Origin of the sequence: Spirillospora sp. NPDC047279, assembly GCF_040643285.1 — a bacterium.
Classification (GTDB): domain Bacteria; phylum Actinomycetota; class Actinomycetes; order Streptosporangiales; family Streptosporangiaceae; genus Spirillospora.
The window spans coordinates 23,693-47,024 of record NZ_JBEYUA010000024.1 but is presented as its reverse complement, the minus strand read 5'-3'; the positions used below and the strand labels follow the sequence as shown (position 1 = coordinate 47,024).

Genomic DNA, 23,332 nt, shown 5'->3' with positions numbered 1-23,332 from the left:
GTCCTAAGGTGCTCGATCTGCTGCGGGCCGGACGGGCCGTCCAGCAGATCGCCGAGGACCTGCCGGTTCAGCTTCGCCCTCGGCGCGGTCGGGCAGCTGGCGCTCTCTCTCGGTGTCAACGTCAGCCCGGAGCGGCTGGCGACGTACGGCGCTGCGCTCACTGCGGGGCCGGTAGCTGAGGACGGCACGCGGGTCCAGAAGGTGATCCCTGGCGAGGTCGCGCGCGAGTAGATCCCCCCAGCCGCAGCATCGGCCCACGGCCGTCCCGAACGTCGTAACAAGAGGCCCGCCCTCCTCCGCTTCGGCGGCAGGAGGGCGGGATTCCGTTGTTCAGGCCGTGCTCCACGCTCAGATCAGAAACGACACACCCCGGCGGGAACATGGCCTCAGTTCCTACCTGGCTCGTTCAGCGTGCACATGGTGAGGGCGGAAACCGTCGCCTACCTCGCCATGGGTTGCTCGGATCAAGATCGCTCTCTCGCCAGGCGTCGACGAGTTGCGCCGTAGCGGCTGCTGATCTTGTGTTCCACCGTATCGGCTGAAACGGAGGGCCAGAACTGGAGAAGGTGGCGCTCTGCTCCATCGTGGACCACGAGATCTACAGCCGCGTCTCTTTCTTGGGCGTGAGCCCGCACGCGATACTCTCCACTGAATTCAAACTCGAGGAACTCGAAGTCAGGGTTTGAAATCATCGATGAATCGCAGATGAAGAGAATGTCCGTGTCAAGCGACACCGACACTTCGGCGATATCTTCCCAGCCTGCCGGCTCCAGCGCCGGTTCAGTGTTGCAAACCTCGACCCTGAGGCGGACGGATCCGGAATGAATTCCTGTGTTGATAGCCACGATACCTTCCTCGGAATCCACGAGGCCGTTGAGGAAGGATGCAGGCGAATTCATGCCACCTGAGTCCCGCTCCAGCAGATAGAAGACGTGATGATCCACACGCACCAGGCCCTCTGAGGACACGACAGGCGGATTGGCCACGGTAAACTCCTGGAACCAGGTTAGGGAACAACTTCAATGAAGAAGGCGTCACCGTCTCGAATATTGGACTCCCCCGGCAAAACTCTGTAGTCGACATAGAAGAGATTTAGCTCGGTTCCACCCCTCTCAGGCGCACCAGCGACCGGCCGGCTCGGTCGCGGGCGCTTCGTGGAGCGTGGCCGGACGTCGCGCTGCCGCCCAGCGATCATCCCGTCGCGGTACAGGTCCAGGGCTGCGGCGAGGGCGCTGTCCTCGTTGGTCACTCCCAGCGCCCATTCAACGCCGTCCGGGACGCGCTCGATCACGGCCTGTGCGCGACGAACCATCGCCATGTCGGCCTTGGCGGAGACGATGGGCGGCCGGAAGGCATCGCCGACGTGGCGGAGGGTGTCGCCAGCGCCTTCGGTCGCGCGACCGCACACTCCGCAGACCTGGACCCCGTCGGCGCCGGGGCTGGTGTCGGGGCGGGCTGCGTAGCACTCCATGGCGTCACGCTCCGTTAGTTGCGTCTGCAACTAACGGCGAGACCCTCCGTTCCGACAGCGGAGAAACCCTCCTCCAGTTCGGCTTCGTGGCCGCCCCCGGCGCGAGGATCGCCCTGCGCGCCCCAACGGCCGAAGCGCTATGAGCCTCACGACCGGGGCCGTACGTCCTCGCGAGGCAGCACGTTGACCGAGTGGAACGCCGGGCGGGGCCCGTTCGAATTCACCCTCTGGATGAGATCCAGTTCGCCGTCCAGAGCGACCGCGAACGTGTTGATCTTACTGTCGGTGTAGTCGCTGACGTGCAGGTAGCGCCCGTTCGCCGAGAATCCGAGGCCGATCGGACTGGACATCCCGACGCGTTCGACGTTCTCGACGAGCCGCCCGTCGTCGCCGATCGTGAAGCCCAGCACCTGGCCGGCGAGCGCGTCCGGGTCATTGCCGGCGACGCCGACCGCGGCGACGTACAGCCGGAGCCCGTCGGGGCTTATCGCAGCGCCCTCCGGGAAGTCGCCGGTCCCGACCGGTGAGCCCGGCACGGGGGTGAGGCCGCCGTGGGAACCGATGCGGAACCCGTGCACGTCGTCCGAGCCCTGGTTCACGACGTACACGAACCGGCCGTCCGGGGTGATGACGGTCTCCGCGCCGGAAATTCCGATCTTCTCCCGCGCGACCTCGCGTCCCAGAGCGCCGTCCGGCAGCACGGCGAAGCCGGTCATCACGCTCGCCGCGATGTCGCTGGGCGAGCCGTGACTGACGTACACGAACCGGCCGTCCGGGGTCACGGCGACCCCCTTGGCGGCCTTCGCTCCGGTGTCCACCGGGCGAAGCGGCGTGAGCTCGCCCTCGGAACCGACCGCGAACGGCGACACCGTGCGGGTGCCCGTGTTGCTCACGTAGATCGTCTTCCCGTTCGGGGCGATCGCCATGGCGAACGGGCCCGGGGTCTCGACCATCCCGAAACGTTCGAGCGCCCCATTCGCTGCGATCCGGAACAGCACCACCTGGTCGGCCGCAGTGTTCGCGAGGTAGGCGAAGCGCAGCTCGGGTGTGAAGACCATGCTGCGCGCCCCGGCGCCATCGCCCACCTCCACCCCGTCCACCGGCTTCAGACCACCGCTGCCGCCGACCGCGAAGCGAGTGACGTTGGCAGTGCCGCCGAGATTGGCGCTGTTCGTCACATAGACCGTACGACCATCAGACGCCGCGGCGCCCACAGTGGCCGGCCCATCAGGGTGGGCCGGCGTGGCCAGCCCCCCGACGGCCAGCAAAGATGCGGCGAGAACGCCGCTGATCCGCCGTGACCTGAACATCGAAACGTTTCCCTTCATCCGTGGCGCATGCAGCCCTACTCGAATAGATGATGGAATCCGCAGCGCCACCCCGTCCTTCGACAGCAGGCACGCTCCTTTACCCACCGCGCACTCCCACACGCTTCCGGCGCCCCCGCTCGGAGTACTCGACGGCGGCGTCGTTAGCGGCCGCTGGAGTGGACATGGCCGTTTCGTGATCGCTCCCGACCTACGCAGTGCGCCATGCGTCAGTCCACAGGAAACCGCGAAGTGCCACCAGCCCTCGTGCTCACCGCGGACCAGCAGTGCCTTGATCTCGCTGAGGTCCGCCTCCGCCGGCACCGTGAGCGCTACCAGCGGGAGTTCGTCGTTGAAGACCTCCCCGCCGAGACCGCGCGGCATCTGGTGAACCGGGCACATCACAGACTTCGGTGGCCAGCTGGCTCAGCTTGGGCGCTTGACTGCTGCACCTGTCGAAGCCACCGAGACGAAACCGGCTGTCTGGCTCGGCTTGGCGCGGCGCCTCCCTCTCTGAGGGCGTAGCGTTAGCCGCGCCTGGACCTGGACCGTGTTTGGTCCCGGCTTGTCGGCGGCTTGTGATCGCGGGTGCCGACCGGTCGCACGTCCATGGCGTTCACGGACGCGGCAGAGGGAACGGAGAGTGCGTGATCGCGCGTTTCGAGGAGATCGACTGGTGTCCGACGGCCAAGGGGGCCATCAGCCTGCGGCGTCGACGAGACCCGTCCTCAGGCACCGAGGTGTACGAGGTCAAGCTTGATGACGACTTCCTCATGTCCAGCCAGTTCACGGCGGGAGAGATCGCACTGGCCCGGCTCGGCCTCGAACCGCTGCCGGACGCCGACCTCGACGTGATCGTGGGCGGGCTCGGTCTCGGGTACACCGCCCATGCCGTGCTGGAAGACCCGCGCGTGCGCTCGCTCATCGTCGTGGAAGCACTCGACGAAGTGATCGGATGGCACCAGCGGCATCTTGTGCCCCTCGGCGCCGGCCTGACCTCCGATCCCCGCTGCCGCCTCCTCCAAGCGGATTTCTTCTCCCTTGCCGCCGATCCAGGTGGCTTTGATTCCGCCGTTCCAGGTCGGCGCTTCCACGCCATCGTCGTCGACATCGATCATTCGCCACACCATCTGCTGGACCCCGCTCACGCGGCCTTCTACCGGCCCGATGGCCTGCGTGCTCTCACCGGCCGGCTCCACCCTGGCGGTGTATTCGCGCTGTGGTCCAACGACCCACCGGACGAACACTTCACCACCGACCTCGCTCAGACCTTTCACGAATCACAAGCGCACGTAATCGAATTCCCCAATCCCTTGCAGGAACGCACGGCGACCAACACCGTCTACATCGCAAGGACACAGCCCACCCAGACGTAACGCAATGCCAACCGACCGGCGGTAAAAGAGTACGTTCCGAATTGGGGCATGTCCCCCGGGCCTAAAAGGCTGTCCCGTCATGATCAAGCGGTGCTGGTCAGCCGCCGTCGGCCATCACGCTGGCGCCGCGGCGGGAACGCTCGACGCCCGAGTCGAGTACCGGTAGTTCTTGCTGGGTGCGTCCAGGAAACGGTACGGCCGCGCGCCGTCACCGCCTCGGCGGATCTGGAGACCGCCGCTACGTCGCGGGGCTTCCCGCGCGGTTCCTCGCGGACCACGGCGAAGCGACCGCCGACGAGGATGGCCGGGATGACGATCATGACCACGCCAGGACAGCAGCCAGAGCGCCTGCGGCTTGTCCGACCCCTTGAGCCTCGGCCGTGCCGCCAGCGAGGGCGGCACGGACCGATAACATGATCATCATGTGGGCCGTTCGTGCGGGAATCCCGTTCGGAGCGGTCCTGTCAGCCGGCGGTGGTCCCGGCTGTGTAGTCCACTCCCAGCAGCACGTCTCGTACGTTGCCGAAGTCCACGTCGTCGTTGTCGCCGCGGTCGATGGTCACCAGGACGACCTGGTCGGCCGTGATCCCGCCCAGGGCGTTCAGCGGTGACGGCGGGACGGTCGACTGTGGCTCGGTGATCGGCGGCCGGTTGGAGAACGCGACGCCGTTGGGCATGGACACGGGGATGGAGACGGCCTGGGGATGCGTGACCGACACCTTCGCTTTGATCGGCTCTGTGCCTTCGGCCCCGCAGACGAGGACAGCGAGGTTGTTGATCACCCGGTTCTTCTCGGACGGAGGCAGGCCGAGTGCGGTCAGGTCGAAGGAGAGCTTGGCTCGTGGCTTGCCGTCGCGGAGGTCGGTGAGCCCCTCCAGGCCGCGCTTGAAGGCGGAGATCAGGATGAACCGATCGATCGATGCCGGTGCGAGCGAGGCGTGCGACTGGTGCAGGGTCGCGGAGTACTGGGCCCGCAGGTCGAAGGTGATCAGGACGTCGACGACGTCGAGCAGACCCGACTGGTTGGCCGCAGGGGGGAACTCCAGGCTCCATTGGCTCTCCAGGCCGCTGCCCTCGAACTGCATCAGGGCGTTGCCGGGCAGGCCGTAGATCTCGCGGTCGGTGGTGTCCAGATCGAACTCTGAGATCGGCAACGCGTCCGCGGGACGGACGGACGGCTGCATCGTCCCGTCCGGACCGCCGATCTGGGAGACTCCCACGTTCGACAGCAGCCCCCGTATGGGCGCGGTGCCGGCCGCCTGGATCACACGTGGTGTGACGGCGATGACGCGGTGGCCGTAGGTTCCGGGATAGGCCGACTGCACCGTGGCCTCCTGGGTCTGGAACTGGCACCGTCCGGTGGTCAGAAGCTGGGCGAACTGCAACGGGAGGTCACGGGCCAGGGAGACGGTGTACTTCACCGGGACGAGCTCCCGGATCCCTTCCAGATACCGGGTGTGGAGGCTCGCCAGGTCGAGGCCCAGCTGGTCGGCTCCGCCCGCTCCGCCGTGCTCGAGCGGGAAGTAGTCCATCCGGATCAGGTCGACGGTGGTGTTCTGCTCGTAGGCGAGGGCGCGCTGGGCGAGCCATGCGGTCCGCGTCGCCAGGTCCAGGTAGCGGCGCAGAATGCGCTGGAGCAGGGAGGTCATGTACGACCAGAACTCCACGTTGAGAAAACGTTCCTGCGCGAATTCGAGCAGATCGGCGGCGAGCCGCGCGTCGACCTCGGCGATCTGCCGTTGCAGCCCCGCGAGCGCGGCGGACCGCTCCGCGACGTCGAGCTGGGCCTGGGCCGTCGGAAGCACCGTCTTCTGGAGGTCGGTGAGCTGGTCCCGGCGTTTGTTGGCCGCGCCGGCCATGCTGGACATGGTGATGTAGCTGGCGACGAAGAAGGCGCCCATGCCGGTCACCGTGGTCGCGGCGGACCCCATCCCCAGCAGCCCCGAGGACACCTTGTCGGAGAATCCCGCCTCGTGGGCGACGCTGGATCCCGTCGGCCCGGTCGCCCATCCGGGCAGATCACTCACGATCTTCTTCATGCCGTTGAAGTAGTCACCGACCTGGCCGAAGAAGCTGTTGTGGTTCGCGATGTCGGCCTTGGCCTTCTCGATCTGCTGCTTGACCCGTCCGACGACGATCTTCGCGATGGCGATCTGGTCGGCGGCCACGCCGGCCTGCTGCTCGGCGATGCGGGACTGGAGGCCCGCACGTTGCAGCATGGCGGAGTTCTTCATGTTCTCGATGAGCAGGTTCTCCAGCTGCGCCATGGCGTTCAGGAAGTCCTCCTGCGCCGACTGCGCCGACGCCGCGACGGTGTCGGCCGCGGACTTGAGCGTGGAGTAACGCAGCAGCGGCACCATGTCGGGTGCGAAGCCGAAGTAGTTCAGGCCCGCGGCGATCTGGGAGAAGCCCAGCTGTGCCCGGGCGAGCTGGGAAGCCTGCGCCGGGTTGGCCGACTCGGGAGCGGGCGGCGGCGGCGCGGTGGACCAGTCAGGGCTGATCGGCGGCACGTTTCCGTGCACGTAGTAGACGCCCTTGTAGAGCTCGCGGGCCCGGTTGATGTTCGCAGGCTCGTCCGTACGGTAGAGCGCGTCCGCCCAGTCCAGCATGGCCGAGCCCAGCTGGAGCCGGAAGTAGAGCTGCTCGACCGGGTGTATGCCCGCGGGTACGAGCTCGCGGTTGAACTGCCAGGACGGCGAGTCGGGCAGGCCCGCGCCCCAGAAGTAGTCGTCGTCGTCATTGGGCGCCGGGAGCTTGGGCGTGCTCCGGGTGTTGACCGTGTAGGGAAGGACGCCCGCGTGGTAGATCCAGAAGTCGCTCCAGGCGACGCCCTCGTCGTGGTTCCCCCACAGGTAGTGGGGCCGCCATGCGAAGGGCGCGTCCGCCGCGGCCTTGCCCACGGCGAAGCCCGTGATCTGGGCGGCCAGGCGGACCCCGCGAGAGTAGTCGCCGAGCCCGACGGACGCCTGGGCGATCAACAGGGGTATGGCGAACACGTCGGCGTAGACCAGGCCGTAGGCCACCTGTTCCCGGATGTTCTCGACCCACTGTTCCCATGACTGGTCGGACGGTCCCGGCCCCTCGACGGACCACATCTCGGTGATCTTCGGAAGGTCGTCCAGGGCGTTCACCGGGATCTGCTTGCGCTCGGCGAACGCCTCCACCACTCCGGCCAGCGGGAGCTCGTCGTTGAAGAGCAGGCCGAACGTGGCGGACGCGGCCGACTGGGCCAGGTCGAACGCGGCGCGATAATTCCGGCTGTCCAGGTAGCCGTACGCCTTCTTGATCGTGTCCAGGATCTTGAGGGCCCCTGCGTACGCCTTGAAGAGCTCCTGTTTCGGGGTGCCCGCGGTAGCGGCTCGCTTCTCGATCTCCTCCCTGCTTTCCGCCGGGATGTCGATGGAGAAGATGGCGCGAATCTGGAAGTAGTTCTCCAGCGGAATGGGCCGCTGGCGCGCGAGCCATTCATCGGGTTCCAGGAAGAACGGCGCCCTGCCCTGCATGATCTCCGGCACGATCGGCTGGTTCAGCACGTCCGGGTCGGTGTGCGCGGGATCGGGCGGACCCTGGAAGCCGTCGCGGAAGAACGCCTGCAGCGTGCGGACGTTCTCCCAGACGTCCGAGGACAGCGCGCTGTCGGGCCGGGTGAAGTCCGTGCGGTAGCGCAGCGAGAGTTCCTGCGCGCTCACCCCGGCGAGCGCGATCAGCACGTCGAGGTACTCGCGTGCCGTCGCCTCGCCCCGGGCCGGGATCTGTGCCGCCGGGATCCCGAAACCGAACGTTCCGCCGGTGGGCGCGGTCAGGATCTCGCGCAGGATCGGGATCAGGATCTCGTTCGCCGGCCGCGACTCGGTGGCGGTGACGGCGAAGCTCTGGTGGAACCGATTCGCCAGCTGCTGGAGCGCCTGCTGCTCGGTGAGCCGCTGCGCCCCGGTTCCAACGCGAAGGATCATGCTGATCCACTGCGTGCGCAGATAGTCGCGGTAGGCCAGTGCCTTGTCGGGCTCCAACGAGACCGCCGGGGCCCCGTCCGAGTCGCCCTTGCGCACCTTCGCGAGGACCGTGTCGAGATCCCTCGACCGAGTACCCGCCGCCGTTTTCAGCATCTCGTCTCCCAAGGAGGAACAACCTTCGTGTGATCCGCCCTGCGGAGTGACGGCTCAGGCGCCGTCGAGCGGCCTCGCCGCGTCCATGGAGGTCACCGCTGAACGCGAGCAGGGGCGAACTACTTCGGGCCCGCCGAACATCAGTGATATCAATCTGCCCGCCAAATATGGATCCGGGAAAACTCGCATATGGCACGGCCCATGAATCGACGGTCGAGCGCCGCGATCTCGTGGTTAACACGTAGCCGCCGAGAGAGGCTGGGGTGCGCATGCGTTACGTGATCTAGTCCCGCTTCGGCGGACACTCTAACGCCCCTTAAGAGGCAACCTTTATGCGCCAATCCACCACAGACGACCGCCCGTCCACGTGTTCATCGAAGCGCGGTGGCGCACCTGCGGTCGCGCTCCATGGTCACCCCCGCCACCGCGAACTCCCCAGCTCCTCCACAGTCGCGGATCACTTCGCCGACGCCTCAGAGAGGTGGTAGCCGGGACGGGGTTCGAACCCGCGCCTTCCTCATTGAAAGTGAGGGGACCTTCCGTTAGTCGACCCGGCCGTAGCGCGTACGAGAATCGAACTCGTGTTTCCAAGGTGAGAGCCTGGTGTCCTGACCACTGGACGAACGCGCCTGGAAAAGAAGGAGGCCGCCGCTCCGCAGGGGTGGGAGGGCGGCCGTAGCGGCAGAAAGGGCTACGGGCGTTCTCCGGAGCGTTCGCGCTCTTCGGTCATGGCGCCGCTCCCTTCGGGTCGGTTCGTACGGCTGGTGACTACGGTGCCCGATCTCGGTGGCGGGCGGCAACGGGTTTTCGGGGGAAGCAGGAACGGGCGCGCGACCCGAGGTCGCGCGCCCGTTCCTGGAGGACGAAAGGTCAGCCGGTGGTGACGGTGCGGTCGAGGGCGCTGCCCTTGACCCAGCGGCTCCACGACATCTCGTAGAAGCTCCACCCGTTGAACGGGTCGAGCCCGCGCTTGCTGCCGGTGATGACCACCGGGTCGCCGCGGTAGGAGAGGTCGTAGAAGAACTTGGCGACAGGCGGCGGCAGGTTGACGCAGCCGTGGCTGGCGTTGGTGCGGCCGAACGCCCAGTAGCGGTCGGGGCTGGCGTGCAGGTACTCGCCGGAGTTGGAGATCCGGACCGCGTGCGGCAGCTTGAGGTCGTAGTACTCCGGGTCCTTCTTGTCCGTGACGCCCATCCAGGCCGAGGTCATGCGTTCGACCAGGTGCTTGCTCATGGTCAGGTGCACGCCGCTGGTCGTCAGGTAGGTGTCGACGCCGTTCCGGACGCGGCCGCCCTTGCCGGCGCTGACGCCGGTGCGCTTGACGACCTTGCCGTTGACCTTGAACGTGGCCTTCTTGGTCTTGGTGCTGACCGTGGTGATGTGCTCGTTGCCGATGCGGAAGCCGCGCGAGACGTCGCTGACGCCGTAGGTGTTCTTGCCGGACCGCACGCCGGCGAGCTTCGCGCTGACCCGGACCGTCTGGTTGGGCTTCCAGTACGCGCCGTTCTTGGTACGGAAGATCACCTGGCTGTTGCTCACCCAGTACCAGGCGCCGACCGCGGGCTTGGTCGACTTGACCGTGAGCGCGCTCTCGACCGCCTTGCGGTCGGACACGGCACGGTTGAACGTGACGATGATCGGCATGCCGACGCCGACCTTCTCGCCGCTGCTCGGGGTGATGTCGGCGATCGTGAGCTCGGCGGCGGGCTTGAGCGTGGCGAACTTGCTCGTCGCCGCCGTCGTCTTGCCGTGGGTGTTCTTGGCGACGACCGAGACCTCGTACTCCGAGCTCGGCCGCAGCGTGCGCGACTTCCAGCTGGTCTTGTCGGCCGACATGCGGCCCTCGACCGGCTTGCCCTTGCGGGTGACCTGCACCTGCTCGATCGACCCGTTGGCGACCTTGACCTGGACCCCGGACTCGGGCTTGGCCTTGCCCGCTCCGTTACCCGGGGTGATGGTGACCTGGGGCGCGTCCGGCTCGTCCTTGCCTCCGACGGTGGTACTGCCACCACCGCCGTTCTCGTTACCGCCCCCCGAGCAGGCGGTCGCGAAGATGAGCACGGCTCCCGCAAGCCCCGTGCCCACCCGCGCCCCTGCGGTAAGCCTACGCTGCACCCTTGACCTCCCGACCCCGCCGTTACCAGGGAGACATTAGCGACAAAACTTGGCGATGATGCCACAACTCCCGGTTTTCGCCGATCTCCGAGACCAAAGCGTTGCAAGATCCGTGGGCCCGCCGTCCGGCATCCGGACGGTGCCGGACAGTGGACCAATCGCCTCAGGTGAGGGCGCTGCCCTGCTTCCACTCGGTGAACGACTTCTGCCAGAAGCTCCAGCCGTTGTCCCACTCGACGTCGCGGTCACTGCCGGTGAGCTTGAGCACGTCGCCCCGCTGCATGATGTCGTAGTACCACCGGGCGTTGGACGGGCTGAGGTTCAGGCAGCCGTGGCTGACGTTCGCCGATCCCTGCGAGCCGACCGACCACGGCGCCGAGTGCGTGTACTCGCCGCTGTTGGAGAACCGCACCGCGTGGTCGACCACGGTCTTGTAGTAGCCGGGGTCGCCTTCCTTTCGGCCCGGCGAGACCATCGTGACCGGGCTGGCCTTCTCCATCAGCAGGTGCACGCCGCTGGTGGTGGTGTACTCGCGGGTCTGCCCGTTGCCCGCGCTGAACGGGACGGTGCGCACCTTCTCGCCGTCGCGGGTCACGGTCATCTTGTGCTTGCTGATGTTGCCGGTCGTGATCTGGGCGGCGCCGATGGTGATGGTCTGCCCGGCGTCCTTGGCGCCGTACACGCCCTTGCCCGCGTCCACCCCGGCCAGCCTGGCGTCGAAGCGCACCTTCTGGTGCGCCGCCCAGTAGGTCTTGGTCCGGTAGATGACCTGGTCGGACCCGATCCAGCGCCACGCGCCCTCGACCGGCTTCTCCGGCGTCACCCGCAGGGCGCGCTCGACGGCGGCCTTGTCGGTGACGGGACGGTTGAACCGCACCATGATCGGCATGCCGACGCCGACCTTCTCGCCCTTGCGGTCGGGAGTGACGTCGATGATCGACAGCGTCTTGGACGGCTTCAGCGTGGTGAACGTGCTGGTGGCGGTCCTGGCCTCGCCGTCGTGGCGGGACCGGGCGGTGACGGTGTACGAGGCGCCCGGCGTGAGCGTGCGGTCCGAACGCCAGGTCGTACGGTCGGCGGAGAGCGTGCCGGTGACGGTGACGCCCTCCCCCTGCACGGTCACGTTCTCCAGGGTGGCGCCGGAGGCCTTCACCTCGATCGGGCTGTCCGGCTTGACGGACGCGGTGCCGTTGCCGGGCGTGATCGTCACCGAGCCCGTCTCGCTCGAGGCCAGTTCGCCCGACCCGTCCCCCACGCTGCAGCCGGCCACGAGCGTCACGGCACTCGCCCCAACGGCCACCACGAGCCCCAAACGACTACTTCCAGCCACAGACTCCCCCAAAGGCCCCGATTTCCCCGTAGATGGGAAAATGTATCCGAAACTTGGAGACGCACCGAACGCCACAGAAGTTCGAAATCGCCGCTCAGGGCCCTGATGCCACCGGCCGTGACCACGACCTCACGATGGGACACCGGTCACATCGGCCACACGCATCCGAGACTGAACGGCCATGCGGGACGACGGCATGCGGGACGGCCTGCCGGATGCTCGGCGGGCGCCTTTGCGGGATGCTCTGCCGCCATGGAGGCGGTCAGGCGGCGGGATCGCTCAGGGCATGGAGGAGATCAGGCGGGGGCCGGGACGGCACCGGCGCCGGGGGCGGTGGGGGTGCCGTTCACGTGGTGGAGGCAGCGGCGGAAACCGTAGATCGAGATGCCCACGGCGCCGGCGCCCAGGACCGCGACCAGGCTGGTGCGGACCCAGAGGTACATGCCGATGGACTCGTTGAACAACATCCACACGCTGATCAGCGTGTTGGTGAAGAAGACCAGCGACCACAGCAGCGAGATGCGCAGGAAGAACTGGCGGACCCGGGCGTGCTCGAGGAAGGCCTCGGGCATCGGGACCATGTCGGTCGCCATCTTCTGGGCGAGCGGGCGGCGCAGCGGCACAGACGCCAGGAACGCCATGCTCACCAGCAGGGTGCCCAGCGTCGGCTGGAGGAAGTAGACGACGGCGCTGTGGGTGGCGGCGGCGAGCACGGCCCGCACGGTGACGCCGAGGGCGGCGAGCAGGAGCATCGCCGAGACCCCGTGGCCGCGGAAGTAGCGCCAGGCGATGCCGCCGTACACCCACGTGACGGCGGCGATCAGCGCGCCGTTGAGCCCGAGGAGCACGAACGCGGCGTAGAAGACCACGACCGGAGCGATCACGCCCTCGACGAAGCGCGGCAGCGCGTGCCGGAGCATCGAGGCGAGCTTGGGGAGTTCGAAGACGTGATGCCCCTGGTGCCCACCCGGCTCGTGCAGTCGTTCCATCGAGCCAGATGCCCCCGGTCCGGCCTCGACGGCCGCTGATGAAGTGGTCACAACCCGCCCCACGGTACGTGATGATCGATGTTCTGCCGCACGGTTCCGGCTATTGCGGGTTAGTTCGGATCTGGGGCGGGCAAAGTGCGGGGCTCGACCTATTGCGGTCAAAATTGAACCTTTCCGCACATCAACCCGGAAGCCGGTGGCGCGCGGCCGTCCGGCACTAGGGTCGCCCCTGCCCGAACGGTCATACCGGCCGCCCGGACGGGGCACCGAACACCGTCCCGCCCGGAGCCTTGACCGTATTGGACTGTTCGTTAATAGTTTCTCGCACACGTTCTCGACGAGGAGGCGCGCGGATGGGCGAGGCTCTTACCCCCGACGACAACACCGAGCAGCTCTCGAGCATGCTCCACGCGGTCGGCACGCCCGGCGAACTCCGCCAGCTCCTCGAGGCGCCCGGCGTGAACGACGAGGTCATCGACCAGTTCGTCCAGGCGGTGGGCGTCGACGCCGTCCTCGACCGGCTCTTCGGCCTGATGGGCACCCGGTTCATGCCCGACAAGGCCGGGCAGGACGGCGGCCTCGTGCAGTGGAACATCGGCACCCCCGACGGGCCGCGGCACTACACGCTGACGATCGGCGGCGGGCAGGCCACGACCGCGCGCGGCACGGCCGACAAGAGCAAGGTCACGCTCGGCATGTCGCTGCCCAACCTGCTCCGGCTCTGCGCCGGCAAGCTGAACGGCGTCACCGGCGTGATGACCGGCAAGGTCAAGATCTCCGGCGACATGATGTTCGGCGCCAAGATGCAGGGCTGGTTCGACTACCGGTAGCCGCCTCAGCCCCGCTGCGCGGCGGCGTCCCGAGCTCCACCCTCCCGAGCGCCGGCGTCCCGGGGGGCCGCGTCCCGGGGTGAGGAGGGGCGGACGTCCTGGGCGGCGGAGTAGAGGGCCCGCAGCGTCACCGCGACCGACGGGCGCCGGATGCTCGCCGCCCGGGTGACCGCGTACACCTCGCGCGCCAGCGAGGGGTCGGGCAGGCTCCGCACGGCGATGCCCTGGTCGCCCGCGGCCAGCGCCAGCGCGGGGATGGCGGTGATTCCCAGCCCCCGGGCCACCAGGCTCAGGATCGTGTGCAGGCCCTCGAACTCCCACGGCACCGGCCGGGCACCGCCGACCGCGTCCAGGAGGAGTTCGACCGCCTGCCGGGACGGCTCGCCCTGCGGCGCCGCCATCCAGGGCTCCTCGCGCAGCGCCTGGAGGTCTACCGGGCATTCGGGGTTCGACAGCGGATGTCGCGCGGGCAGTGCCAGGACCAGCGGGTCACGCCGCAGGTGAAAGAACTCCAGGGCCGCGGGCGCCTGATCGGCCATCTTGCCCGTCCAGTCGTCGATCAGGGCGATGTCCACCTCGCCGCTCTGGACCTGCCGGATGCCGTCGCCGGGCCGCGTCTGGCGCAGCACGAACGTGAGCCCGGGATGGTCGGCGAGGCTGTGCGCCAGCGCGGGCGCGAACGCCACCGCCGCCGTCGGGAAGGACGTCACCACCACGCGTCCCGTCGGGGTGTCCGACTGGGCCGACAACTCCGCCTCCGCCGCCTCGACCAGCGTGAGGATCTGCTCCGCCCGCTCCGCGAGCCGGCGTCCGGCATCGGTCAGCTCCGCGCTGCGCGCCGTGCGGTCGAGCAGCGGGACGCGGGCCTCCCGTTCGAGCGTGGCGAGCTGCTGGGACACCGCCGAAGGCGTGTACCCCAAGGCGGCCGCGGTCGCGGCGATGCTGCCGCGCCGCGCGAATTCAGCGAGCAGACGGAGCCTGCGCAACTCAAGCATCAGACCATCTTATGGTCAGCATCGATGAGACTCGCTTGTGATGATGCTAGATCAGGGCAAACATTTAAACGAACCCGGCCGGGGTCACTCAGGGGGATTCACCTCTCACAGTTCGTTATCTCGCCATGCCTTGGAGTGGACATATGCACGCCCAGCAGCACACGCCTGCGCCGTCACAGCCGCTGCACCCTCCCCTACGCAGGATGCCCATCTCCCCCACTTTGGCCGCCGACGACACCATCGCCCGCAGGCGCCGGGAGGGCCTGCCGGTCCTCCCGCTCGGATTCGGGGAGGCGGGCATCCCGATCCATCCCGCCCTCACCGCCGAGCTGGCCGCGGCCGCCGGCCGCGGCGCCTATGGCCCGGTCGCGGGCTCGGCCCCGCTCCGCGCCGCCGCCGCCGGCTACTGGAGCCGCCGCGGCCTCGAGACCGACCCCGGTCTCGTCGTGTGCGGGCCCGGGAGCAAGGCGCTGCTGTTCGGCCTGCTGATGTGCCTGACCGACGGCGACGTGGCGATCCCCTCACCGAGTTGGGTCTCGTACGCGGCGCAGGCGACGCTCACCGGGGCGAGCCCCGTCTACATCGCCACCCCGCCGGGCGAGGGCGGGGTGCCCAGCCCGGCCCTGCTCGCCGACGCGATCGTGCGCGCCCGCTCCGAGGGCCGCACCATCCGCGCCGTCGTCGTCACGTTGCCCGACAACCCGACCGGGACCCTCGCCTCCGAAGCCACGGTCCGCAAGCTCTGCGCGGTCGCCCGCGAACACGACCTGTTGATCATCTCGGACGAGATCTACCGCGACCTCGTCCACGACCCGGCCCGCACGGTGCCCAGCCCCGCGGCCTTCGCGCCCGAGCGCACGGTCGTCACCACCGCCCTGAGCAAGCATCTGGCCGCCGGCGGGTGGCGTCTCGGCGTGGCACGCCTGCCCGACGGCCCGCTGGGGCACGCGCTGCGCGCGTCCCTGCTGGGCGTCGCCAGCGAGATGTGGTCCAGCGCCCCGGCCCCGATCCAGCACGCCGCCGCGTTCGCCTTCGCCGAGCCGCCCGAGCTGATCGCCCACGTCGACCTCAGCCGCCGCCTGCACGCCGCGGTGACCGCGGCCGTGGCCGGCCGCTTCGCCCGGGCCGGCGCCCGTGTCCGCGCGCCCGAGGCCGCCTTCTACGTCTACCCCGACTTCGCCCCGCTCCGCGAGACGCTGCGGAGCCTGCACGGCATCGACACCGGCACGGCCCTGTGCGACCACCTTTTGGAACGTTACGGAATGAGCGTCCTGCCGGCCTCGGCCTTCGGTGAGCCCGCCGAGGCGCTCCGCGTCCGCGTGGCCCCGACCCGCCTCTACGGCGAGACCGACGAGCAGCGCCTGGCCGCGTTGGAGTCCGCCGACCCCGCGGCCCTCCCCTGGGTCGCCGGCTCCCTGGACGACCTCTCCGCCGTTCTGGCCGACCTGACCGCCGGCGTGGCCGAACCCGGCCTCACCCCGCCCGACCCCCTCGAACCCGCCCTCGCCTGACCCGGCGAAGGGCGCAGAAAAGGGAAAATGCCGCGGTCCGACGATCACATCGTCGGGCCGCGGCGCATTCCCCCGTGCGGAGGACGAGAGAATCGAACTCCCGCAGGTGTCACCCTGATCTCCGTTTTCGAAACGGGTGCCTTGCCGCTCGGCCAGTCCTCCTCGCGTACGTCGCCAAGGACTTGAACCTTGATCCACGGATTAAGAGTCCGCTGCATAACCATTCATGCTCGCGACGCGTGTCGAGCCGCAGCGGAGATTCGAACTCCGTTTCCCGGGGTGGAAGCCCGGCGCCTCACCATCAAGGCCTCTACGGCGGGTACTGCGTGGACCAGCGGAGAATTGAACTCCGATCGCCTCTTTGCAAGAGAGGTGTGTTGCCGTTACACCACAAGCCCATCGATCATGTTGTCTGGCAGGGGCGGTAGGAGTTGAACCCACATTTCACCGGAGTTGGAGTCCGGTCGCCTATCCGCTGGCTCACCCCTTCGTGTGCTTCGTTCTCTTCGATGCACTCAATGATGGGGCGGTTCATGATCTGGGGCAATCTGTTTTTCAGAGGTCGGGGTCGGTGTCCTTGGCGGTCGCGACGGGGCGCAGCGGGCGGCGCAGCGGGACGAGCATCATCGAGAAGTCGGCGGCGGCGATGATCCGGTCTTCGGGGTCGGTGACGCGGCACTCGACGATGACGAGCTGGCGGCCCGCCTTGAGGATCTCGGCGCGGGCGTAGACGGTGTCGCCGTTCGGGCGGCCGAGGTAGCGGACGTGCAGGTCGGCGGTGACCAGGCTGTTCTTGCCGGGTTCGAAGCCGCTGCCGCGGGCCGCGGCGGTGCCGGCGGCGACGTCGATGAGGGTGGCGATGGCGCCGCCGTGGAGGTTGCCGGTGCTGTTGAACGCCTCCTCCCGGACGGGCATCGAGAGCAGGGCGTGCGCTTCCCCGATCTCGACGATCTCCAGGGCGAGGAGCTCGTGGAGGGGCGTGGACTTGCGCAGCGTGCTGCGGATGAACTCCTGCTCGGCTTCGGGCAGGTCGGCGACGCGGATCGTGCTCATTCGGCTCATCCTAGTTACGCCCCTGACCGGCGCGATCAGGGGTGGTGTATGGTGCGACGTCGCACGGGAGAACGTCACAAACCACCCGAGTGCCGGTCAAGGCACGGCATGACGTACTGCCCCGTGGTAAACCCAATGCAGCGTGATGTCGAAGTTGTGTGGAAAGAAGGCGAGGGGGCCCGCCATGAGGCATGCACGGGACGGGGCTGCCGCGGCGATGAACGCCGCTTCGAGGGTTCTCGTCGCTCGGGGGAAGAACGAGCCTCAGGAGCTGGAGAACCCTGACGTCGCCTGGGGGCAGCGGGCCCGCGACGGGGTGTGGGTGCCGACCAAGGACGGGCAGCGGATCCACATCGGGATCGACGTTCCCGCGGCGGACACGGTGGCGCAGGTGCTGCGGCCGAGCCTGCGGGTGTTCGTCGGCATCGAGGTGGACACCGACATCGTGGCGCAGACGACGGCGAGCGGTATCCGCCTGCTGACGGTGATCCACGGGCCGGACGCGCCGGGCGAGTTCCGGTTCCCGGTGTCGCTGGCGGACGGGCTGGCGCTGGAGGCCATGCCGTCGGGCGGCTACGACGTGGTGCACCTGCGGTACGGGGCGACGGTGGGCCGGCTCTACAACCCCTGGGCGTGCGACTCGATGTACCGGCCGGTCAAGGCCGACTACTCGCTGGAGGGGGCCACGGTGACGATGCGCGTCCAGCACGAGGGGTCGTTCTACCCGGTGGTCGCGGACCCGCTCTACTCCCGCTGAGCGGAGGGCTTGGTCACCACCGGGTCCTCCAGGTCGAGCTCGCGGCTGAGCTCACGGAGGGTCTCGGCGCCGATGCGCCCCTTGCGGTACAGGGTGCCGAGCTTGGCGCGCTGGGCGTCGACCAGCTCGCTCTTGACGCGGGCGCGGTCGGGCGGCGGCGAAGCCTCCGGGTCGTGGTGCTCGTCCAGGCGGCTCTGGACGCGGTCGATGCGCAGTTCGAGCATCTGCCGGTAGGTGTCGGCGGTGGTCTCGTCGATCTCGTCGTCGTCGGCCATCTCCTCGAGGCGGGCGAGGGCGGCCTGGAGGCCGGCCTTGCGGGCGTTCATGGTCTCCACGAGGCGCCGGTCGGTCTCGATGAGGCCGAGCCGCCGGAGCAGCGGCGGCAGGAGGGGCGCCTGCCCGACGAGCGTCACGAGGACGACCAGGGCGGTCAGCAGGATGAGGGTGCCCCGGTCGGAGCCCGCGGCGAGCGGCAGCGACAGGGCCATGGCGAGGGAGATGGCGCCGCGCATGCCCGCCATCCCGATGACGAGGCGCTGTCTCCAGCCGAAGCCGCGCTGGGTGCGGCGGCCGCCCGGCAGGAGGTTGGCCAGGGGGCCGTTGAACAGCTCCCAGAGCAGCCGTACGGCGATGAGGACGGCGGAGACGGCCAGGGCGGCGACCGCGATCTCCGTCCAGGGGTGGTCGCCCCTGTCCTTGAGCACCTGGCGGATCTCCAGCCCGAGGAGCACGAAGAGCGTCGACTCGAGCAGGAAGATCAGGATGCGCCAGAACATGCTGCCGGCGAGGCGTGAGGCGGGCTGCAGGATGCCCTCGCCGTGGGTGCCGAGGTAGAACCCGGCCGTGACGGTGGCCAGGACGCCGGAGACGCCGAGGCCCTCGGCGGGGATGTAGGCGAGGTAGGGCGTCACCAGGAGGGCGATGATCTGGCTGCTGGGGTCCTGGATGCGGCGCCTGACCTTGCGGATGACGTAGCCGAGGACCAGGCCGTACGCCACTCCGCCGGCGACGACCTGGAGCAGCCTGAGGCCGCCGTGGCCCGCGGTGAACGGCGTGGACAGCGACTCGACGGCGAGGGCGAAGATCGTCAGGGCGACGCCGTCGTTGATGAGACTCTCGCCTTCGAGGATGGTGACCAGGCGGGGCGGGGCGCCGAGCCGCTGGAGCACCGAGGTGGCGGAGACGGCGTCGGTGGGGGCGACGGCGGCGCCGAACGCGAGGGCGGCGGCCCAGCCGACGCCGGGCAGCAGGGCGTGGGCGGTGCCGGCGACGGCCAGGGTGGTGACGGTGGTCAGGCCGAACGCGAGGGTGATGATCGGGATGGCGTCGGCGCGGGCCTCCCGGGGCGCGGTGAAGAAGGCGGCGTGGTACAGCAGCGGTGGCAGGAACCCCATCAGCACCACTTCGGGCGCGACGACGACCTGGGGCAGGCCGGGGACGAAGCCGGCGCCGAGGCCGAGGATCACCAGCAGGATGGCGTCGGGCACGCCGAGCCGTGCCGACAGTGCCCTGGCCAGCAGCACCACGACCGCGATCACCAGGAAGACGATGAAGATCCGATGATCCTCCACGGGCGGGATCTTCCCCGTGCGCCGCGCGGTGACGCCCGCCGGGCGCTGGAGATCGTCAAGTCTTTCCGATCATGAGTGCCGATCATGCGGGCTGACCGGTACGGCCGAATACGGTCAGCGGAATGTCGCCGGGTCGGCAGGTCCGAGGGGGCGGGGTTGCGTGGACGATCACGATCTGGGACTTATGGTGAATACGGGCACAGCACGAGCCGCTCCCCTCAGCGACGCCCCTGCCCACGCGACCGGTCCCGGTCGACCCCTGAGACTGGAGTCAGTGTGATCTTCACTCATGACGCCGAGCACGCGCTCTCGACCGTCGTCGACCTGATCAACACCTCGCCGGAGGCCTCGGGCGAGGAGCGGCTGGGCGATCTCGACGGCCTGCGCGCCTTCGTGGCGCGCAACGCGTTCAGCGACGTCCGCGACCTGACGGCCCGGGACCTGGCCAACGTGCGGGGGCTGCGGGCGCGGTTCCACGGCGTCTTCGGCGCCCCGGACGTGCCCGCCGCCGTGACGTTGATCAACGAGATCGTCGGGGGTGTGCGCACGACCCCGCACCTGACCGACCACGACGGGCACGACTGGCACGTGCACTTCTTCGCGCCGGGCGCCCCGATGGACGAACATCTGGCGGCCGACTGCGGGATGGCCCTGGCCTACGTGGTCGCGGCCGGGGAGCTCGACCGGCTGCGCACCTGCGAGGCGCCCGACTGCGACCGCGTTCTGGTAGATCTTTCCCGCAACCGCTGCCGCCGCTACTGCGACAGCCGGACGTGCGGCAACCGCATGCACGTGGCCGCCTACCGCGCCCGCCAGCGCGAGGCCGCCGCCCCCTGATCCGCGTCTCTGCGGGCCCCGGCCGGGGCCCGGCGTGTCGATCACAAGCCGCACCTGCGAAACTTGAAGCAAATTCGGTTTAAACGGTGCCCACGCTCGTCAGCATCCCCATCGGGTCGCTAACCTCGTCTTTCACACTCATTGCGGGTTTCCGCCCGCTGTGGGCCCCGCTGTCTGACCTATTCAGCCATGGAGGATCCGCTGTCCAGGCGAGCACTCATCACCGGCATCACCGGGCAGGATGGCTCGTACCTCGCCGAGCATCTGCTCGAGCAGGGTTATGAGGTCTGGGGCCTGGTGCGCGGTCAGGCCAATCCGCACGTGTCGCGGCTGCGCAAGCACATCGGCGACGTCCAGATCACCACGGGCGACCTGCTCGACCAGGGCAGCCTCATCTCGGCCGTCGAACGTGTCCGGCCCGACGAGGTCTACAACCTGGGCGCGATCTCCTACGTCCCCATGTCGTGGCAGCAGGCGGAGCTCACGGCCGAGGTCACCGGGATGGGCGTGCTGCGCATGCTCGAGGCGATCCGGGTGGTGTCGGGGATCAGCCCGTCCCGGACGCCGGGCGACCCGCAGATCCGCTTCTACCAGGCGTCGTCCTCGGAGATGTTCGGCATGGTCCGGGAGACCCCGCAGAACGAGAAGACGCCGTTCCACCCGCGCAGCCCGTACGGGGTGGCCAAGACCTACGGGCACTACATCACCCAGAACTACCGCGAGTCGTACGGGATGTTCGCGGTCTCGGGGATCCTGTTCAACCACGAGTCGCCCCGCCGCGGCGCGGAGTTCGTGACTCGCAAGGTCACGCTGGGCGCGGCCCGGATCAAGCTCGGCCTGGCCACCGAGCTGCGGATGGGCAACCTGGAGGCGCGGCGCGACTGGGGGTTCGCCGGCGACTACGCCCGCGCGATGCGGATGATGCTGACCCAGGACGCCCCCGAGGACTACGTCATCGGCACGGGCAAGACCCAGTCCGTGCGCGAGCTGGTGGAGTTCGCGTTCACCAGCGTCGGGCTCGACTGGGAGGAGCACGTCGTCCTCGACGAGCGCTACACCCGCCCGGCCGAGGTCGACCTGCTGTGCGCCGACCCCAAGAAGGCCCGGATGCAGCTCGGCTGGGAGCCGAAGGTGACCTTCGAGGAGCTGGTCACGATGATGGTCGAGTCCGACCTGCGGCTGCTGTCGCAGTCCGTCCGTCCCGAGGACGAGCCGTTCAGCCCCGATCACTGGTGATCAAGCCCCGGCGTGCGACGATGCCAGCATGGCTACCTGTGAACATGTGCAAGCGCTGCCGGACGTCGATCCGGAGCCGGTGACCCCGCAGGGGTGCGAGGAGTGCCTGGCCGAGGGCACGCGCTGGGTGCACCTGCGGCTCTGCCTGAGCTGCGGCCACGTGGGCTGTTGCGACTCCTCGCCCATGCGGCACGCCACGGCGCACTTCCAGAAGGAGGGGCACCCGATCGTACGTTCTTTCGAGCCGGGTGAGGACTGGCGCTGGTGCTTCGCGGACGAGATGATCGTTTAATGCCCGACGTCCGGCTGGCGAGCGCGTCCGGCCGCTGGATCCTGCTGGCCACGGTGCTGGGGTCCAGCGTCGCGATGCTGGACGCCACGATCGTCAACGTGGCGCTGCCGCGCCTCGCCGACGAGCTGGACGCCGACATGGCCGGCCTCCAGTGGACGGTCAACGCCTACACGCTCACGCTGGCCGGGTTCATCCTGCTCGGCGGCGCGCTGGGCGACCGGTACGGCCGCCGCAAGGTGTTCGTGATCGGCGTGGTGTGGTTCGCGCTGGCGTCGCTGCTGTGCGGCGCCGCGCAGGACGTCACCATGCTGGTGCTGGCGCGGGCCCTGCAGGGCATCGGCGGCGCGCTGCTCACGCCGGGCTCGCTGGCGATCATCCAGGCCTCGTTCAGCGAGGACGACCGGCCGCGCGCGGTCGGCGCCTGGTCCGGGCTCGGCGGCGTCGCGGGCGCGATCGGGCCGTTCCTGGGCGGCTGGCTGGTCGAGGCGGCCGGCTGGCGCTGGGTGTTCCTGCTCAACCTGCCGCTCGCCGCGGTCGTGGTGCTGGTGGCGGTCCGGCACGTGCCCGAGAGCGTCGACCCCGAGGCGCACGGCCGGTTCGACATCCTGGGGGCGGTGCTGGCGGCGCTCGCGCTCGCGGGCACCACGTACGCGCTGACCGAGGCGCCCGAAGCCGGCACGATGTCGGCCGCGGTCGGCGGTGCCGCCGCGCTCGGGCTGGCCGCCGCGGTGGCGTTCGTCTACGTCGAGCGCAGGCGCGGCCGCGGTCGGGGCCTGCTCGGCGGCGGCCGCTCCGGCCGGGCGGCGCCGCAGCCGATGTTGCCGCTCGACATCTTCGCCTCGCGGCAGTTCACCGCCGTCAACGTCGTCACGTTCGTGGTGTACGGCGGCATGGGCGTCATGTTCTTCCTCTTCGTCCTCAATCTCCAGGTGGTGTCGGGCTTCTCGCCGATCGCCGCCGGGACGGCGCTGCTGCCGGTGACGGTGCTGATGTTGCTGCTGTCGGCGCGCGCCGGGGCACTGGCCCAGCGGATCGGGCCGCGCTGGCCGATGACCGCCGGGCAGCTGCTGGCGGCGACCGGGATGCTGATGGCCTCCCGCGTCGGCCAGGGCGCCTCGTACGTCACCGACGTCCTCCCGGTGGCGCTGGTGTTCGGCCTGGGACTGGCCGCGATGGTCGCGCCGCTCACCGCCACCGTGCTGGCCAGCGCCGACGTCCGGCACGCCGGGGTCGCGAGCGGCACCAACAACGCGGTGGCCCGGGCGGCCGGCCTGCTCGCGGTCGCTGCCATCCCTCCCCTGGCGGGGCTGACCGGCGACGCCTACCGCGACCCGGCCGCGTTCTCCGACGGGTTCCACACCGCGATGCTGGTGTCGGCCGGGATGATGGCGGCGGGCGCGGTGCTGAGCTTCCTGACCGTGCGCGACGACACTCTGCGGGCCGCGCCCGCGGCGGCCGCGCCCCAGTGCAAGCACCACTGCGGGGTAAGCGCCCCGCCGCTGGAGCCCGAACGTCAGGCCGGGCCGCTGCCGCACCCGACCACCGCGGGCTGACCC

Annotated in this window: 18 protein-coding genes and 7 tRNA genes; 8 read left to right on the top strand and 17 right to left on the bottom strand. The window is 69.2% G+C overall.

The window, feature by feature from the left end:
• Positions 1-464: 464 nt before the first annotated feature.
• From ABZ810_RS41755 to ABZ810_RS41745, 3 genes are all read right to left on the bottom strand, one after another.
• Positions 465-986, bottom strand: a complete 522-nt coding sequence (locus ABZ810_RS41755; protein WP_358412632.1) for a hypothetical protein — start codon at positions 984-986, stop codon at positions 465-467.
• Positions 987-1,006: 20 nt separating this feature from the next.
• Positions 1,007-1,471 (bottom strand): hypothetical protein, encoded by a 465-nt coding sequence (locus ABZ810_RS41750; protein WP_358412630.1) that lies wholly within the window; start codon positions 1,469-1,471, stop codon positions 1,007-1,009.
• Between the two features lie 146 nt (positions 1,472-1,617).
• The gene (locus ABZ810_RS41745; RefSeq protein WP_358412628.1) at positions 1,618-2,886 is read right to left on the bottom strand and encodes a beta-propeller fold lactonase family protein; all 1,269 of its coding nucleotides are present in this window, start codon (positions 2,884-2,886) and stop codon (positions 1,618-1,620) included.
• A 539-nt stretch (positions 2,887-3,425) separates the two neighbouring features.
• Here ABZ810_RS41745 and ABZ810_RS41740 point away from each other — a divergent pair.
• Positions 3,426-4,154, top strand: a complete 729-nt coding sequence (locus tag ABZ810_RS41740; RefSeq protein WP_358412626.1) for a spermidine synthase — start codon at positions 3,426-3,428, stop codon at positions 4,152-4,154.
• 464 nt (positions 4,155-4,618) lie between these two features.
• On the opposite strand, the gene ABZ810_RS41735 is transcribed toward ABZ810_RS41740, so the two are convergent.
• The 6 genes from ABZ810_RS41735 to ABZ810_RS41710 all read right to left on the bottom strand — a co-directional run bounded on the left by ABZ810_RS41735 (position 4,619) and on the right by ABZ810_RS41710 (position 12,694).
• Positions 4,619-8,260: a hypothetical protein gene (locus ABZ810_RS41735; RefSeq protein WP_358412624.1), complete on the bottom strand. Its 3,642-nt coding sequence runs from the start codon at positions 8,258-8,260 to the stop codon at positions 4,619-4,621.
• A 482-nt stretch (positions 8,261-8,742) separates the two neighbouring features.
• Positions 8,743-8,817 (bottom strand) — tRNA-Glu (locus ABZ810_RS41730).
• Between the two features lies 1 nt (position 8,818).
• Positions 8,819-8,890 (bottom strand) — tRNA-Glu (locus ABZ810_RS41725).
• A 240-nt stretch (positions 8,891-9,130) separates the two neighbouring features.
• A complete protein-coding gene (locus ABZ810_RS41720) occupies positions 9,131-10,345 on the bottom strand; it encodes an Ig-like domain-containing protein (protein ID WP_358412622.1) in 1,215 nt (404 codons plus the stop codon).
• 193 nt (positions 10,346-10,538) lie between these two features.
• Complete coding sequence (locus ABZ810_RS41715) at positions 10,539-11,654, bottom strand: Ig-like domain-containing protein (protein ID WP_358412620.1); 1,116 nt, start codon at positions 11,652-11,654, stop codon at positions 10,539-10,541.
• A 347-nt stretch (positions 11,655-12,001) separates the two neighbouring features.
• Complete coding sequence (locus ABZ810_RS41710) at positions 12,002-12,694, bottom strand: VC0807 family protein (protein ID WP_358412619.1); 693 nt, start codon at positions 12,692-12,694, stop codon at positions 12,002-12,004.
• A gap of 353 nt (positions 12,695-13,047) precedes the next feature.
• On the opposite strand from ABZ810_RS41710, the gene ABZ810_RS41705 reads away from it, so the two are divergent.
• On the top strand, positions 13,048-13,524 hold the full coding sequence (locus ABZ810_RS41705) for an SCP2 sterol-binding domain-containing protein (RefSeq protein ID WP_358412617.1): 477 nt from the start codon (positions 13,048-13,050) through the stop codon (positions 13,522-13,524).
• Between the two features lie 5 nt (positions 13,525-13,529).
• Here the strand turns inward: ABZ810_RS41705 and ABZ810_RS41700 are convergent, their stop codons facing one another.
• A complete protein-coding gene (locus ABZ810_RS41700) occupies positions 13,530-14,519 on the bottom strand; it encodes a LysR family transcriptional regulator (protein WP_358412615.1) in 990 nt (329 codons plus the stop codon).
• Positions 14,520-14,722: 203 nt separating this feature from the next.
• Here ABZ810_RS41700 and ABZ810_RS41695 point away from each other — a divergent pair, with 203 nt between their 5' ends.
• Positions 14,723-16,030, top strand: a complete 1,308-nt coding sequence (locus ABZ810_RS41695; protein WP_358412613.1) for a pyridoxal phosphate-dependent aminotransferase — start codon at positions 14,723-14,725, stop codon at positions 16,028-16,030.
• Positions 16,031-16,107: 77 nt separating this feature from the next.
• On the opposite strand, the gene ABZ810_RS41690 is transcribed toward ABZ810_RS41695, so the two are convergent.
• From ABZ810_RS41690 to ABZ810_RS41665, 6 genes are all read right to left on the bottom strand, one after another.
• Positions 16,108-16,192, bottom strand: a tRNA-Ser gene (locus ABZ810_RS41690).
• Between the two features lie 5 nt (positions 16,193-16,197).
• Positions 16,198-16,269, bottom strand: a tRNA-Lys gene (locus ABZ810_RS41685).
• A 6-nt stretch (positions 16,270-16,275) separates the two neighbouring features.
• Positions 16,276-16,347, bottom strand: a tRNA-Gly gene (locus ABZ810_RS41680).
• A 10-nt stretch (positions 16,348-16,357) separates the two neighbouring features.
• Positions 16,358-16,428, bottom strand: a tRNA-Ala gene (locus ABZ810_RS41675).
• Between the two features lie 15 nt (positions 16,429-16,443).
• Positions 16,444-16,518 (bottom strand) — tRNA-Trp (locus ABZ810_RS41670).
• 67 nt (positions 16,519-16,585) lie between these two features.
• On the bottom strand, positions 16,586-17,083 hold the full coding sequence (locus tag ABZ810_RS41665) for a PaaI family thioesterase (protein WP_358412611.1): 498 nt from the start codon (positions 17,081-17,083) through the stop codon (positions 16,586-16,588).
• 184 nt (positions 17,084-17,267) lie between these two features.
• Between ABZ810_RS41665 and ABZ810_RS41660 the strand changes: the two genes are divergently transcribed.
• Positions 17,268-17,840 carry a hypothetical protein gene (locus ABZ810_RS41660; protein ID WP_358412609.1) on the top strand — a complete coding sequence of 191 codons (573 nt, stop codon included), beginning with the start codon at positions 17,268-17,270 and terminating at the stop codon, positions 17,838-17,840.
• Here ABZ810_RS41660 and ABZ810_RS41655 read toward each other — a convergent pair.
• The gene (locus tag ABZ810_RS41655; RefSeq protein WP_358412607.1) at positions 17,828-19,411 is read right to left on the bottom strand and encodes a Na+/H+ antiporter; all 1,584 of its coding nucleotides are present in this window, start codon (positions 19,409-19,411) and stop codon (positions 17,828-17,830) included. The two genes, ABZ810_RS41660 and ABZ810_RS41655, sit on opposite strands and share 13 nt — an antisense overlap.
• 276 nt (positions 19,412-19,687) lie before the next feature.
• Between ABZ810_RS41655 and ABZ810_RS41650 the strand changes: the two genes are divergently transcribed.
• The 4 genes from ABZ810_RS41650 to ABZ810_RS41635 all read left to right on the top strand — a co-directional run bounded on the left by ABZ810_RS41650 (position 19,688) and on the right by ABZ810_RS41635 (position 23,329).
• Positions 19,688-20,248 (top strand): CGNR zinc finger domain-containing protein, encoded by a 561-nt coding sequence (locus ABZ810_RS41650; RefSeq protein WP_358412605.1) that lies wholly within the window; start codon positions 19,688-19,690, stop codon positions 20,246-20,248.
• A 201-nt stretch (positions 20,249-20,449) separates the two neighbouring features.
• Positions 20,450-21,484: a GDP-mannose 4,6-dehydratase gene (gene gmd / locus ABZ810_RS41645; protein WP_358412818.1), complete on the top strand. Its 1,035-nt coding sequence runs from the start codon at positions 20,450-20,452 to the stop codon at positions 21,482-21,484.
• Positions 21,485-21,512: 28 nt separating this feature from the next.
• Complete coding sequence (locus tag ABZ810_RS41640; RefSeq protein ID WP_358412603.1) at positions 21,513-21,776, top strand: UBP-type zinc finger domain-containing protein; 264 nt, start codon at positions 21,513-21,515, stop codon at positions 21,774-21,776.
• On the top strand, positions 21,776-23,329 hold the full coding sequence (locus tag ABZ810_RS41635; RefSeq protein WP_358412601.1) for an MFS transporter: 1,554 nt from the start codon (positions 21,776-21,778) through the stop codon (positions 23,327-23,329). Before ABZ810_RS41640 ends, ABZ810_RS41635 begins: the two co-directional genes overlap by 1 nt.
• The last annotated feature ends 3 nt before the right edge of the window (positions 23,330-23,332 follow it).